Genomic DNA, 14,685 nt, shown 5'->3' with positions numbered 1-14,685 from the left:
GAGAGAAAGGGGGCTGGGTCAGGCAGAAGGCCGACAGCCCATGCTCGTGACGCGCACGTAGTCCACGTGGCGGCGTCGGACGAGCATCGGAAGCATGGGGCAAGGGTACTGCCCCCAGCCGGATCCGGGTGTGGCCTGGCTCACTGGGTCAGAGTTTGCCTTGGACTCGGGGCCGCCGCTGACAGCGGCTCAGCGCAGGGCCCGTTCCAGGAGGTCGGACCACTGGGCGACGACGCGTCGGCGGCGGGCGGCGTCGTCGGTGAGGAGGTTGGCGAGGCCGAGGCCGCGGGCCATGTCGAGGAAGCCCTGGACGGTCTCGCGGACGCCGGGTCGGGTCTCGTCGGCGTGCAGGAGGTCGATGGCGATGCGGTGGGTCTCGCGGCCGACGCGGGCTTCGAGTTCGGTGACGCGTGCGCGCAGTTGTTCCTCGTTGGAGGCGGCGACCCACAGGTGGAGGGCGGCGCGGAAGAGGGGGCCGGTGTAGAGGTCGACGACGGCGGTGACGACGGCCCGGCGGTCGGCGGTGCCCTCGGGGAAGAGTTCCCTGAGGGCGTTGGAGCGTTCTTCGGCGACGTACTCGACGGCGGCGGTGAACAGGTCCTCGCGGGTCGGGAAGTGGTGCTGGGCGGCACCGCGGGAGACGCCGGCGCGTTCGGCGACGACGGTGACCGTGGAGCCTGCCCAGCCGTGTTCGGCGAGGCAGGCGACGGCGGCTTCCAGCAGCCGCTGCCGGGTGGCGCGGCTGCGGTCCTGCTTGGGTACGCGGTCGCGGTCCGCCGTACTCACACCACCCATGCCGCATCCCGTCTTTCCAGGAAGGCCGTCATCCCCTCCCGGGCCTGGGGGGAGGCGAACAGCCGGGCCGAGAGCGCGGTCAGTTCCGCCGCGTCCCGGTCGAACGTCTCCAGCACCCTAGCCGTGAGCAGCCGTTTCGTCTCGGCCAGGGCCTGGGGGGAGGAGCGGCGCAGTCCGTCGAGGAGGGGGGCGAGGGCGTCGTCGACGTCGTCGGCGGTGACGGTGAGCAGGCCCAGGCGTACGGCGTCGGCGGGGGTGAAGCGCTCGCCGGTGAGGTAGTAGCGGGCGAGGGCGCGCGGGTCGGTGCGCGGCAGGACCGGCAGGGAGATGGCCGCGGGGGCGACGCCGATGCGGACCTCGGTGAAGGCGAAGGTGGCCTCGGGGCCCGCGGCGGCCATGTCGCAGGCGGCGAGCAGGCCGAGGCCGCCGGCGCGGACGTGTCCGGTGATCCGGGCGAGGACGGGTCGGGGCAGTTCGACGATCCGGCGCAGCAGCCCGACGAGGGCGTCGGGGTCGGGCGGGTCGCGCAGGTCGGCCCCGGCGCAGAAGGTGGTGCCGGTGTGGGTGAGGACGACGGCCCGGACGTCGGGGTCCTTGCCGCAGTCGGTCAGGGCGCCGTCGAGTTCGGTGACGAGCGCGGCGGACAGGGCGTTGCGGGTGGCGGTGGAGTCGAGGCTGAGGGTCTCGACTCCGCGCGCGCGGGTGCGGCCGACGAGTGCGGTCATGTGCGCTCCCTGAGCTGGCGTCGCAGGATCTTTCCGGAGGCGGCGCGGGGCACGTCCTCGATGAAGGTGACGGCTCGGACGCGTTTGTAGGGGGCGACGCGTTCGGCGACATAGGCGGTGACGTCGCCGCCGGTGAGGCCTTCGGCGGTGGGCTGGCGGACGACGAAGGCGTGCGGGATCTCGTTGCCGTCGTCGTCGTGGGCGCCTATGACGGCCGCGTCGGCGATGCCGGGGTGGGTGAGCAGCAGGGCTTCGAGTTCGGCGGGTGCGACCTGGAAGCCCTTGTACTTGATGAGTTCCTTGACGCGGTCGACGACGAACAGCCAGCCGTCCTCGTCGACATGGCCGACGTCGCCGGTGTGCAGCCAGCCGTCGGTGTCGATCATGTCGGCGGTGGCGTCGGGGCGGCCGAGGTAGCCCTTCATCACCTGGGGGCCGCGGATGAGGATCTCGCCGGGTTCGCCGGCCGGGAGGTCCTTGTGCGGGTCGTCGAGGGAGACGATGCGCATCTCGGTGCCGGCGATGAGCCGGCCGACGGTGCCGGGGGGTGCCTGGTGGAGGGCGTCGAGGGGGACGACGTGGGTGCCGGGTGACAGTTCGGTCATGCCGTAGGCCTGGCCGATGGGGGGCAGGCCGAGGCGTTCGGAGCAGGCGGCGGCGAGGGTTGCGTCGAGGGGGGCGGCGGCGCTGATGACGTGTTTCAGGGAGGAGAGGTCGTAGCGGGCGACGGCCGGGTGTTTGGCGAGGGCGAGCACGATCGGGGGTGCGACGTACAGGCCGGTGATGCGGTGGTTCTCGATGGCGGCGAGGAAGGTGTCGAGGTCGAAGCGGGGCAGGACGACGACGGTGGCGCCGTTGCGCAGGGGCGCGTTCATCAGGGCGGTCAGGCCGTAGATGTGGAAGAAGGGCAGGACGGCGAGGATGCGGTCGCCGGGGCCTGCCGGTACGGCGGGTTCGAGCTGGGCGAGGTTGGTGGCGATCTGCCGGTGGGTGAGCATGACGCCCTTGGGGACGCCGGTGGTGCCGGAGGAGTACGGCAGTGCGGCGACGTCCTCGGCCGGGTCGAAGGCGAGGTCGGGTTCGGGGGCGGTGGTGGCGAGCATGTCGAGGAGCGAGCGGTGCCCGGGTGCGCTGTCGCAGACGAAGATCTCCCTTACACCGCCGGCTAGTTCGGCCGCGCGGCGGGCGGACTCCAGCAGCGGGGAGACGGTGACGATCCAGCGGGCGGCGCTGTCGCCGAGCTGCTTGGCGAACTCCTCGGGGGTGGCGAGCGGGTGCACGGTGGTGACGGAGGCGCCCGCGCGGGTGGCGGCGTAGAAGGCGGTGGGGAAGGCGACGGTGTTCGGGCTGTGCAGGGCGAGGACGTCGCCCTTGCGGACGCCCGCCTCGGCGAGTGCGGCGGCCAGGCGCCGGTGGAACCGGTCCACCTGCGCGTACGTGAGCGTGGTGCCGTCCGTGCCGTCGATGAGGGCGGGCAGGTCGCCGCGGTCGGCGGCGCCGCCGAGGACGGCTTCGTGGATGGGGAGTGCTACGGGCGGGACGTCTGCGTACGCGCTGCGGAACACGGTTCCTCCAAGCGGCTGCGGCGGCCTGATCCGGACGGCGGGTCCTAGTAGGACTTGGGCAGGCCCAGGGTCTGGTGGGAGACGTAGTTGAGAATCATCTCCCGGCTCACCGGGGCGATACGAGACACGCGCGCGGCGGTTATCAGTGAGGCCAGGCCGAACTCCCGGGTGAGGCCGTTGCCGCCGAGGGTGTGCACGGCCTGGTCGACGGCCTTCACGCAGGCCTCGCCGGCCGCGTACTTGGCCATGTTGGCGGCCTCGCCCGCGCCGATGTCGTCGCCCGCGTCGTAGAGGTGGGCCGCCTTCTGCATCATCAGGCGGGACAGCTCCAGGTCGATGTGGGCCTGCGCCAGGGGGTGGGCGATGGCCTGGTGGGCGCCGATGGGCGTCTTCCAGACGGTGCGGTCGCGGGCGTACTCGATCGCCTTGGCGAGCGCGTAGCGGCCCATGCCGATGGCGAAGGCGGCGGTCATGATGCGCTCGGGGTTGAGTCCGGCGAACAGCTGGAGCAGCCCCGCGTCCTCGTCGCCCACGAGCGCCTCGGCGGGCAGCCGTACGTCGTCGAGTACCAGCTCGAACTGCCGCTCCGCGGCCTTGAGTTCCATGTCGATCGCGCGCTTCTGGAAGCCTGGGGCGTCGGTGGGGACGATGAACAGGCAGGGCTTGAGGCGTCCGGTGCGGGCGTCCTCGGTGCGGCCGACGATGAGCACGGCGTCGGCCATGTCCACCCCGGAGATGAAGACCTTGCGGCCGCTGAGGAGCCAGTCGGCGCCGTCCTTGCGAGCGGTGGTGGTGATGCGGTGGCTGTTGGAGCCGGCGTCGGGTTCGGTGATGCCGAAGGCCATCAGGCGGCTTCCGTCGGCGAGTCCGGGGAGCCAGGTGCGCTTCTGGTCCTCGGTGCCGAAGCGGGCGATGACGGTGCCGCAGATGGCCGGGGAGACGATGAGCATGAGCAGCGGGGAGCCGGCGGCGCCCAGCTCCTCCAGGACGATGGACAGTTCGGTGATGCCACCGCCGCCGCCTCCGTGCTCCTCGGGCAGGTTGACGCCGAGGTAGCCGAGTTTGCCGGCCTCGGCCCAGAGTTCGGTGGGCGGGCGGCCCTCGGCGACGGTGCGGGCGACGTAGTCGCGGCCGTACCGCCTGCCGAGGGCGGCGACCGCGTCTCGGAGTGCCTTGTGTTCCGCTGTTTCGATGAGGGTGGTCATGCGGTCCTCCGGGTGCGGGTGGTCCATGGCTGGGCGCGCGGTTCCCCGTGGCCCTTACGTCGGCTGCACCACCGCCAGCAGCAGGCCCGGCTCCACCTGCTGTCCGGGCCTGGCGTGCAGGGCGGTGAGCGTGCCGGCGGCGGGTGCGGTGATCTGGTGCTGCATCTTCATCGCCTCCAGCCAGATCAGCGGCTGGCCGGCGGTGACGGCGGCCCCCTCGGTGAGGCCGTCGGCGACCCGTACGACCGTGCCCGGCATCGGTGCGAGCAGCGAGCCCGGGGCGAGCTGGGCGGCGGGGTCGGGGAAGCGGGGCAGCGCCGTGAGACGGGTGGCGCCCACGTACACCTGGTCGCCGTACCGTGCGACCTCGAACTTCCGGCGCACGCCGTCCACTTCGAGGACGACGGTGCGCGCGTCCGCGTGCACGACCCGGACCCCGTCGGCCACGGGGCCCTGCCGGGTGTGCCGGTAGCGGACCTCGATCTCCTCGCCGGCCACCTCGTAGCGCTTGGTCTGCGGCTGTGCGGGGACGTTGCGCCAGCCGCCGAAGCGTGAGCGGCCGTGCGCGTCGGCGAGGGCGGCCGCCAGGGGGGCGTGGACGTCGGGTGCGGGACGGGTCAGCTCGGCGAGGTGGCGGTCGTAGAAGCCGGTGTCCATCTGGCCGTCGGCGAACTCGGGGTGCCGCAGGGAGCGCGTCAGCAGGTCGCGGTTGGTGACCGGGCCGTGGACCTCGGCCCGCTCCAGGGCGCCCGCCAGCCGGCGCAGCGCCTCGGCGCGGGTGGGTGCGTGGGCGACGACCTTGGCGAGCATCGGGTCGTAGTGGACACCGATGGTGTCGCCGTCGGTGTAGCCGGTGTCGAGGCGGACCCCGGCCGGTACGGCGAGGCGGTGCAGGGTGCCGGTCTGCGGGGCCCAGTCGTGGGCGGGGTCCTCGGCGTACAGACGGGCCTCGACGGCGTGGCCGCGTGCGGCGGGCGGTGCGGCCTGCAGGGCGTGGCCCTCGGCGACGCGGAGCTGTTCGGCGACCAGGTCGAGGCCGAAGACGGCCTCGGTGACCGGGTGTTCCACCTGGAGCCGGGTGTTCATCTCCAGGAAGTGGGCCCGGCCGTCGGCGACCAGGAACTCGACCGTGCCGGCACCCACGTAGGAGACGGCCCGGGCCGCGCGCACCGCCAGGGCGTACAGCTCCTCGGTGAGCCGTGGGGTGAGGCCGGGTGCGGGGGCCTCCTCGATCACCTTCTGGTGGCGGCGCTGGAGCGAGCAGTCGCGGGTGCCGAGGGTCCAGACGGTGCCGTGGGTGTCGGCGAGGATCTGCACCTCGACGTGGCGGCCGCGTTCGACGTACGGCTCGACGAAGACCTCGCCGTCGCCGAAGGCGCTCGCGGCCTCGGCGGCGGCGCCCTCCAGCGCGGCCGGCAGGTCCGCCAGGCGGCGCACGACGCGCATGCCGCGGCCGCCGCCGCCCGCCGCCGCCTTCACCAGCACCGGCAGGTCGTCCTCGGTGACCTCGCCGAGGGGGGCGATGCCCATGAGTTCCTTGGCGCGTGTCTTGGACGCCATGGCCTCGATGGCGGCGGGCGGCGGGCCGATCCAGAGCAGTCCGGCGTCGAGCACCGCGCGGGCGAAGTCCGGGTTCTCGGAGAGGAAGCCGTAGCCGGGGTGGACGGCGTCCGCGCCGGCGGCCAGGGCCGCCTTCACGATCAGGTCGCCGCGCAGGTACGTCTCCGCGGGTGTCGCGCCCGGCAGTCGTACGGCCGCGTCGGCCACGCGCGCGTGGAGCGCGTTCTCGTCCGCGTCGGAGTGCACGGCGACCGTCCGGATCCCCAGTTCGGCGCAGGTGCGGAAGACGCGGTGGGCGATCTCGCCCCGGTTGGCCACGAGGAGTGTCGAAATCACTGGGTCCCTCACATCCGGAAGACGCCGAAGCCGCCGCGCGCGCCCTCGTAGGGGGCCGTGTGGATGGCGGACAGGCACAGGCCGAGGACGGTGCGGGTGTCGCGCGGGTCGATGACGCCGTCGTCGTACAGCCGCCCGGACAGGAACATGGGCAGCGACTCGGACTCGATCTGCTGCTCCACCATGGCGCGCAGGGCGGCGTCCGCGTCCTCGTCGTACGGCTGCCCCTTGGCCGTCGCCGACTGGCGGGCGACGATCGACAGCACGCCCGCGAGCTGCTGGGGGCCCATGACGGCCGACTTGGCGCTGGGCCAGGCGAACAGGAAGCGGGGGTCGTAGGCGCGCCCGCACATGCCGTAGTGCCCGGCGCCGTACGACGCCCCCATGAGCACGGACAGGAGCGGGACCCTGCTGTTGCTGACGGCGTTGATCATCATGGCGCCGTGCTTGATGATCCCGCCCTGCTCGTACTCCTTGCCGACCATGTAGCCGGTGGTGTTGTGCAGGAAGAGCAGCGGGATGTCGCGCTGGTTGGCGAGCTGGATGAACTGGGCGGCCTTCTGCGACTCGGCGCTGAACAGCACGCCCTGGGCGTTGGCCAGGATGCCGACCGGGTAGCCGTGCAGGGTCGCCCAGCCGGTGGTGAGGCTGGTGCCGTACAGCGGCTTGAACTCGTCGAAGTCGGAGGCGTCGACGATGCGGGCGATGACCTCGCGCGGGTCGAAGGGGATCTTGAGGTCGCCGGGGACGATGCCCAGCAGCTCCTCCGGGTCGTACTTGGGCGGGGCCGCCGGGCCCGGGTCCTCGTACGCCTTGCGGTGATTGAGGCGGGCGACGACGCGGCGGGCCTGGCGCAGGGCGTCGTGTTCGTCGGCGGCGAAGTAGTCGGCGAGGCCCGAGACGCGCGCGTGCATCTCGGCGCCGCCCAGGGACTCGTCGTCGCTCTCCTCGCCGGTCGCCATCTTCACCAGCGGCGGTCCGCCGAGGAACACCTTGGCCCGTTCCTTGACCATGATCACGTGGTCGGACATGCCGGGGACGTAGGCGCCGCCCGCGGTGGAGTTGCCGAACACGACGGCCACGGTCGGGATGCCGGCGGCGGACAGCCGGGTCAGGTCCCGGAAGACGGCCCCGCCGGGGATGAAGATCTCCTTCTGGGAGGGCAGGTCGGCGCCGCCGGACTCCACCAGGCTGATGCAGGGCAGCCGGTTGGCGAGCGCGATGTCGTTGGCGCGCAGCGCCTTCTTCAGGCTCCAGGGGTTGCTGGCCCCGCCGCGCACGGTCGGGTCGTTGGCGGTGATCAGGCACTCCACGCCCTCGACCACGCCGATGCCGGTGACCAGCGAGGCGCCGACGGCGTAGTCGCTGCCCCAGGCGGCCAGCGGGGACAGCTCCAGGAACGGGGTGTCGGGGTCGAGGAGCAGTTCGATGCGCTCGCGGACCGGCAGTTTGCCGCGCCCTCGGTGCCGGGCGAGGTACTTCTCGCCGCCGCCGGCGAGTGCCTTCGCGTGCTCGGTGTCGAGGTCGGCGAGCTTGGCGAGCATGGTCTCGCGGTGGGCCCGGTAGTCCGGGCCGAGGGTGTCCAGGGTGGAGCCGAGGACGGTCACAGGAGGGCCTCCGGGATGTCCAGGTGGCGGGAGCGCAGCCATTCGCCGAGGGCCTTGGCCTGCGGGTCGAAGCGGTGCTGGGCGGCGACGCCCGCGCCGAGGATGCCGGTCACGACGAAGTTGAGGGCGCGCAGGTTCGGCAGCGCGTGCCGGGTCACGGACAGCTCCCGGCTCTCGGGGATCAGTTCCCGGAACCGGTCGGCGGTCAGCTCGTGCGCCAGCCAGCGCCAGGCGTCCTCGGACCGCGCCCACACGCCGACGTTGGCGTCACCGCCCTTGTCGCCGCTGCGGGCGCCCGCGACCAGGCCGAGGGGCGCGCGGCGGGTGGGCCCGGCCGGCAGCGGGTCCGGGAGCGGCGGCCGGGGCACGTCGGTGAGTGCGGCGGTGTCCCGGGGCGGGGCCACGGGGACGCGCCGCCCGTCGTGGCGGACGGCCACCTGGTCGACGGCGTCCTGGGGGACGTACACGGCCTCGAAGACGCCGTAGGGGGCGCCCTTCCCCGGGGGCGCCACCACATGGAACCCGGGGTAGCTGGCGAGGGCCAGCTCGATCGCGGCGCCGCTGAGCGCGCGTCCCACGACCGCCTGGTCGGGGTCGCGTACGACGAGCCGCAGCAGTGCGCTGGCGGTCTCCTCGGTGCCGGCGTCGCCGTGGTCGGTGCGGGCCAGCTCCCAGCGCGTCCCGGCGGGCGGGGACTTGGCCAGCGCGTCGGCCATCTGCTCCCGGACCAAGGCGGCCTTGGCCTCGATGTCGAGTCCGGTGAGCACGAAGACGACCTCGTTGCGGAAGCCGCCGAGACGGTTGAGCCCGACCTTGAGGGTGGGCGGCGGGGCCTCCCCGCGCACCCCCTCGACGCGCACCCGGTCGGGGCCGTCCTGGGTGAGTCGCACGGTGTCGAGGCGGGCCGTCACGTCGGGCCCGGCGTACCGGGCCCCCGCCGTCTCGTACAGGAGCTGGGCGGTGACGGTGCCGACGTCGACGAAGCCGCCGGTGCCGGGGTGCTTGGTGACGACGCAGCTGCCGTCCTCGTGGATCTCGGCGAGCGGGAAGCCGGGGCGGCGGACGTCTCCGTCGCCGAAGAAGGCGTAGTTGCCGCCGGTGGCCTGCGTCCCGCACTCCAGGACGTGGCCCGCGACGACGGCGCCCGCCAGCCGGTCGTAGTCCTCGGGCCGCCAGCCGAAATGGGCGGCGGCGGGCCCGGTGACCAGGGCCGCGTCGGTCACCCGCCCGGTGATCACGACGTCGGCGCCCGCGCGCAGGCAGTCGGCGATGCCGAAGCCGCCGAGGTAGGCGTGGGCGGCGAGGCTGCCGGGGTGCCGCGCGGTGAGGTCGTCGCCCTCGACGTGGGCGACGCGGACGGGGACACCGAGCCGGCCGGCCAACCGCCGTACGGCGTCGGCGAGCCCGGCGGGGTTGAGGCCGCCGGCATTGGTCACGATCTTGACCGACCGCTCGTGCGCGAGGCCGAGGCACTCCTCCAGCTGCCGCAGGAAGGTGCGGGCGTACCCGGCGCCGGGGTCCTTCAGCCGGTCGCGGCCGAGGATCAGCATGGTCAGTTCGGCGAGGTAGTCGCCGGTCAGGACGTCCAGTTCGCCGCCGGTGAGCATCTCGCGCAGGGCGTCCGCGCGGTCACCGTAGAAGCCGGAGAAGTTGCCGATGCGCAGCGGCTTCACCGGCTGCCCTCCTTCGGCGGGCGGCCGGTGCCGGGCGGGCCGGCGAACGCCTGCGCGATGTCGAGCCAGCGGTCGGCGTCCGGGCCGTCGGCGCGCAGGGCCACGTCGTCGCGGTGGGCGCGCTGGGTGACCAGGAGACAGAAGTCGAGGGCGGTACCGGTGACGCGTTGCGGGGCGTCCTCGGGGCCGTACGTCCACGACTCGCCCGACGGTGCGCGCACCTCGACGCGGAACTCCTCCTGCGGCACCGGGAGTCCCCGTACGCCGAAGGCGAAGTTCCGGGCCCGCACCCCGATGCGGACCACATGCCGGAGCCGGTCGGTGGGTGCGCGGACCACACCGAGGGCGTCAGCGATGTCCTGGCCGTGGGCCCAGGTCTCCATGAGCCGTCCGGTGGCCATGGACGCGGCCGACATGGGTGGCCCGAACCAGGGGAAGCGAGCGCCCTGCGGGGCCGCGCGCAGCGCCCGGTCCAGGGCGGCCCGTCCCTCCCGCCACCGGGACAGCAGGTCGGCGGGCGCCGGCCGGGCGCCTTCCTCGGCGGCGTCGTCCACGAAGGTGTCGGGCGACTTCAGGGCCGTCTCCACGACCTGGCCGAAGCCGGTCTCGTCGGTGACGGCGAGCAGGGCAGCCCGGTCGGTCCAGTGCAGGTGGGCGATCTGGTGGGCGATGCTCCAGCGCGGCGCGGGGGTCGCGAGGCGCCACCGCTCCTCGGTCAGGTCGGCGACCAGACGGTCGAGTTCTTCGCTTTCGTCGCGCAGGTCGGCAAGGACGGGCGTCGGCTCGGACATGGGGGGAGCATGGCAGCGGGCCCAAAAACAATCAAGCGTGCTTGCATGAATTCAGGCCGGAAATTTCCCCGGCCCGCCACGGGTGCCGACGACGGGCGTCGGCACCCGTGGCGGGCCGGGGTCGGAGGGCTCACGCCTCCGGCGATCCGGTGCCCCGGATCACTGTCCCTCGACCGGCAGGGTGACCTTGCCGCGCCCCACCTGGGTGCGCACCGCGCCGATGCTCGCGGCGATGACGAGGGCGATCGCGGCGGCCTCCGTGGCGGACAGGGCCTGGCCGAGGATGAGGAAGCCGGCCGTCGCCGCGATGGCCGGTTCCAGGCTCATGAGGATGGCGAAGGTGGAGGCGGGCAGGCGGCGCAGGGCCAGGAGCTCCAGGGTGTAGGGCAGCACCGAGGAGAGCAGGGCCACCGCAGAGCCGAGGGCGACGGTGGTGGGGTCGAGGAGACGGGAACCCGCCTCGGCGATGCCCAGCGGCAGGAACAGCAGGGCCGCGACCGCCATGGCGAGGGCGAGCCCGTCCGCCTGCGGGAAGCGGCGGCCCGTGCGGGCGCTGAAGACGATGTAGGCCGCCCACATGGCGCCGGCACCCAGGGCGAACGCGACACCGACGGGGTCGAGGTCGCCGAAGCCACCGCCGCCCAGCAGGAAGACGCCCCCCAGGGCGAGACCGGCCCACAGCGCGTTGATCAGCCGGCGGGACGCCAGGACGGACAGGGCCAGCGGGCCGAGGACCTCCAGGGTGACCGCGGGGCCCAGCGGGATACGGGCGACCGCCTCGTAGAAGAGGCCGTTCATCGCGCCCATGGCGATGCCGAAGACGACCACGGTGCCCCAGTCGGCGCGTGAGTGGCCACGCAGCCGGGGCCGGCAGGCCAGGAGCAGGACCACGGCGGCCGCGAGGAGCCGGAGGGTGACGACGCCGAGCGCGCCGGCCCTCGGCATCAGGGTCACCGCGAGCGCCCCGCCGAACTGCACCGAGATCCCGCCGGCGAGCACCAGCCCGACGGGCCCGAGCGAGCCGAAGCCGCGCGGGCCGCGCGGACTGCCACCGCCGCCCGGGGGTGCGGGCGCGTGCTGCGTCGGGGGTGCGGTGGCGCTGGGCGTGCTCACGGGCGGTCCTGGGGCTGGCTCGGATCAGATCATGTTCATCTCGATGTACTACCGAGTCCAGGGTAATGGACTACGTCAGGGGTGTGAACCCTTTATGTAGCTGTCCTGGATGGTGAGATGTGCGGCGGTCACCTGCTGGACCACCGCTCCGGCTGGTACCCGGCGCCCCACGCCTGCCCGGGACCGAACGGAACAGCACCTCCCCGACCCACAGCACCCGCTCGCCCTGCTCGCGCAGCAGCTCGATCACCTCGGAGGGCTGCGGGCTCGCCGTGATGTCCCCGGTCAGGACGATCCGGTCGGCGGCGGCGACCTCGGGCTCCGCGAGGACGGCCTCCAGCGCGGGCAGCACCCCGTGGATGTCGGAGAGGACGGCCACCCTGCCGTCCTCGTGTTCCTCGGTCACTTCGTGTCCCCCGCTTCGCTCTCGGCGCTCTCGGCGTTCTCGGCGTTCTCGGCGTTCAGGGCCTCGGCCAGTACCTCGGCCAGGTGCCGGCCCCGTACCCCGGCGAGCTGGTCGAGTTGGGTCCGGCAGGAGTAGCCGTCCGCCAGGATCACGGCTCCCTCGGGGGCCCCGCTCACCGACGGCAGGAGCTGTTCCTCGGCGCAGGCGCGCGACACCTCGAAGTGGCCGCGCTCGAAGCCGAAGTTGCCCGCCAGGCCGCAGCAGCCGCCGCTCAGTTCGCCGGTCAGGCCCGCGGAGGCGCGCAGCGCGCGGTCGGCGGTGTCGCCGAGGACGGCGTGCTGGTGGCAGTGGGTCTGGCCGACGGCCGGACGGTCCACGGCGGGCGGTGTCCAGCCCGGGGCGTGTTCCTGGAGCGTCTCGGCGAAGGTGCGGACCGCCGCCGCCAGGCGGCCCGCGCGCGGGTCGTCGTGCAGCAGCTCCGGGAGGTCGCCGCGGAGGGCGGCCGCGCAGCTCGGTTCCAGGACGACGACCGGTGCGCCCGTGCGCAGCACCGGCTCCATCAGGTCCAGGGTGTGGCGCAGCACCGCGCGGGCGCGGTCGAGCTGCCCGGTGGAGACGTAGGTCAGGCCGCAGCAGACCCCGCCGCCCAGCGGCCGGTAGGGCGGCAGGACCACCCGGAGCCCGGCGGCCTCCAGCACCCTGACGGCCGCCCGCCCGACGGAGGGCGAGAGGTGCTCGGTGAAGGTGTCGGGCCACAGGACGGCCAGGTCGCCGGTGGTCCGCGGGGTCCGCCGCCGCCACCAGCGGCTGAAGGGCTCCCGCGCGATCGGGGGGATCTCCCGTTCGGCCGCGATCCCGCCCAGCCGTTTCGCCGCCCGTACCGGCGGGCCGGTCCGTGCGAGCGCATTGAGCAGCGGGGCCGTCCGGGTCCGGGCCACCCAGCGCAGCCAGACCGGCAGCCGGCCCAGGGTGTGGTGGGCGGCCGGGCGGCGCCGGCCCGCGTAGTGGTGGTGCAGGAACTCGGCCTTGTAGGTGGCCATGTCGACGCCGACCGGGCAGTCCGAGCGGCAGCCCTTGCAGGACAGGCAGAGATCCAGCGCGTCCCTGACCTGTGGGGACCGCCAGCCGTCCGTGACCAGCTCGCCCGCGAGCATCTCGTGCAGCAGCCGGGCCCGCCCGCGCGTGGAGTGCTCCTCCGCGCCGGTCGCCCGGAAGGAGGGGCACATGACGGCGGGTCCGGCGGCCGTCGTCGTACGGCACTTGGCGACGCCGACGCAGCGGCGGACGGCCGCGCTGAAGTCACCGCCGTCGGCCGGGTAGCCGAAGGTCACGTCGACCGGGCGGCGGGGCAGGACGGCGAAGCGCAGGTTCGCGTCCAGCGGGGCCGGGCGGACCAGCATGCCGGGGTTGAGGAGGTCGTCGGGGTCCCAGACCGCCTTCGCCCGCTCGAAGAGCCGCACCGTCTCCTCGCCGTACATCCGCGGCAGCAGCTCCGCGCGGGCCTGGCCGTCGCCGTGCTCCCCGGAGAGCGAGCCGCCGTGCGCCACCACCAGGTCGGCCAGTTCCTCGGAGAAGCGCCGGAAGCGGCCGACGCCCGCCTCGGTGAGCAGGTCGAAGTCGACGCGGACGTGGATGCAGCCGTCGCCGAAATGGCCGTACGGGGTGCCGCGCAGGCGGTGGGCGGTGAGCAGGGCGCGGAAGTCCCTCAGGTAGGCGCCCAGCCGGGCGGGCGGCACGGCGCAGTCCTCCCAGCCGGGCCAGGCCTCGGTGCCGTCCGGCATCCGGGTGGCCGTGCCGCTCGCGTCCTCCCGGATCCGCCAGAGCGTCCGCTGGGCCGCCGGGTCCGTCACCACGAGGGAGTCGACGACGTCGGCCGCGCGGACGACCGCCTCCGCACGCGCGCGTGCCTCGGCCGGCGAGTCCCCGCCGGTCTCCACGAACAGCCAGGCCCCGCCCCCGGGCAGGCCGGCCGGTGAGCGCACCAGGTCGGCCGCCATGCCCTCGACCGTCAGCGGCCGGTGCGGCAGCAGGCCCGCCGCCGCCTCGGCGGCCGCGCTCTCGTCGGCGTATCCCAGCACCGCGAGGGCACGCGCGCGGGGTGCCTCGACCAGCCGGACGACCGCCTCGGTCAGGATGCCGAGGGTGCCCTCGGAGCCGCAGAAGGAGCGGGCGACGTCGGCGCCCCGCTCGGGCAGCAGCGCGTCCAGGGCGTACCCGGAGATGCGGCGGGGCAGGTCCGGGAACCCGGTGCGCAGCCGGGCCAGTTCGCCCTCCGCCAGCTCCCGCAGGCCGTCCGGTGCCCCGGCCCAGTCCCGCCCGACCCGCAGCCGCCGCCCGCGCGCGGTGACGACGGACAGCTCCCGCACGGCGTCCGCGGTGGTCCCCCAGGCGACCGAGTGGGAGCCGCACGAGTTGTTGCCGATCATCCCGCCGAGCGTGCACCGGCTGTGCGTGGAGGGGTCGGGGCCGAAGCGCAGCCCGTGCGGGGCGGCGGCCTCCTGGAGGCGGTCGAGGACGAGACCCGGCTGGACCACGGCGGTGCGGCTGCCCGGGTCGAACTCCAGCAGGCCGTTCATGTGCCGGGTGAAGTCCAGCACCACGCCCGTGCCGGTCGCCTGCCCGGCGATGGAGGTGCCGCCGCCGCGCGCCACCACCGGCACTCCGCGCGCACGGCACACCTCCAGCACCGCCGCCACGTCGTCGGCGTCCCGCGGGGACACCACCCCGGCGGGGACCCGCCGGTAGTTGGACGCGTCCATGGTCACCAGCGCCCGGGCGGTCACGTCGAAGCCGACCTCGCCCCGGACGCACCCGCGCAGCTCCGCCTCAAGGCCCGAGAGATCCGTCATGCGTTCCAGGATGCACACGACCACGGACAGTCACCGTCCGTTGTCCACAACCACCCCGGA

At 74.1% G+C, this 14,685-nt stretch carries 10 protein-coding genes and 1 pseudogene; all 11 read right to left on the bottom strand.

Annotated features, from left to right (window positions below):
* Positions 1-189: 189 nt before the first annotated feature.
* Positions 190-795: a TetR/AcrR family transcriptional regulator gene (locus PV343_RS32135; protein ID WP_319150562.1), complete on the bottom strand. Its 606-nt coding sequence runs from the start codon at positions 793-795 to the stop codon at positions 190-192.
* Complete coding sequence (locus PV343_RS32130; RefSeq protein WP_319150561.1) at positions 783-1,520, bottom strand: enoyl-CoA hydratase family protein; 738 nt, start codon at positions 1,518-1,520, stop codon at positions 783-785. Before PV343_RS32130 ends, PV343_RS32135 begins: the two co-directional genes overlap by 13 nt.
* On the bottom strand, positions 1,517-3,085 hold the full coding sequence (locus PV343_RS32125; RefSeq protein WP_319150560.1) for a 4-coumarate--CoA ligase family protein: 1,569 nt from the start codon (positions 3,083-3,085) through the stop codon (positions 1,517-1,519). Before PV343_RS32125 ends, PV343_RS32130 begins: the two co-directional genes overlap by 4 nt.
* Positions 3,086-3,129: 44 nt before the next feature.
* Positions 3,130-4,290: an acyl-CoA dehydrogenase family protein gene (locus PV343_RS32120; RefSeq protein WP_319150559.1), complete on the bottom strand. Its 1,161-nt coding sequence runs from the start codon at positions 4,288-4,290 to the stop codon at positions 3,130-3,132.
* Between the two features lie 54 nt (positions 4,291-4,344).
* The gene (locus PV343_RS32115) at positions 4,345-6,186 is read right to left on the bottom strand and encodes an acetyl/propionyl/methylcrotonyl-CoA carboxylase subunit alpha (RefSeq protein ID WP_319150558.1); all 1,842 of its coding nucleotides are present in this window, start codon (positions 6,184-6,186) and stop codon (positions 4,345-4,347) included.
* 8 nt (positions 6,187-6,194) lie between these two features.
* On the bottom strand, positions 6,195-7,793 hold the full coding sequence (locus PV343_RS32110; protein ID WP_319150557.1) for an acyl-CoA carboxylase subunit beta: 1,599 nt from the start codon (positions 7,791-7,793) through the stop codon (positions 6,195-6,197).
* Entirely contained in the window at positions 7,790-9,466 is a 1,677-nt protein-coding gene (locus PV343_RS32105; protein WP_319150556.1) for an acyclic terpene utilization AtuA family protein, read from the bottom strand. The genes PV343_RS32110 and PV343_RS32105 overlap by 4 nt, the downstream gene beginning before the upstream one ends.
* The gene (locus tag PV343_RS32100; protein ID WP_319150555.1) at positions 9,463-10,257 is read right to left on the bottom strand and encodes a TIGR03084 family metal-binding protein; all 795 of its coding nucleotides are present in this window, start codon (positions 10,255-10,257) and stop codon (positions 9,463-9,465) included. The genes PV343_RS32105 and PV343_RS32100 overlap by 4 nt, the downstream gene beginning before the upstream one ends.
* Positions 10,258-10,416: 159 nt before the next feature.
* Positions 10,417-11,370 carry an EamA family transporter gene (locus PV343_RS32095; protein ID WP_319150554.1) on the bottom strand — a complete coding sequence of 318 codons (954 nt, stop codon included), beginning with the start codon at positions 11,368-11,370 and terminating at the stop codon, positions 10,417-10,419.
* 166 nt (positions 11,371-11,536) lie between these two features.
* Positions 11,537-11,776 (bottom strand): annotated as a pseudogene (locus PV343_RS32090) (metallophosphoesterase family protein); the annotation flags it as partial.
* Positions 11,773-14,625, bottom strand: coding sequence for an FAD-binding and (Fe-S)-binding domain-containing protein (locus PV343_RS32085; protein WP_319150553.1), 2,853 nt, complete (start codon positions 14,623-14,625; stop codon positions 11,773-11,775). The pseudogene PV343_RS32090 and the gene PV343_RS32085, both read right to left, overlap by 4 nt.
* Positions 14,626-14,685 lie beyond the last annotated feature (60 nt).

This window comes from Streptomyces sp. WI03-4A, assembly GCF_033792105.1.
GTDB lineage: Bacteria > Actinomycetota > Actinomycetes > Streptomycetales > Streptomycetaceae > Streptomyces > Streptomyces collinus_A.
The sequence above is the reverse complement of the archived record's forward strand: the minus strand, read 5'-3'. Positions and strand labels throughout refer to the sequence as shown.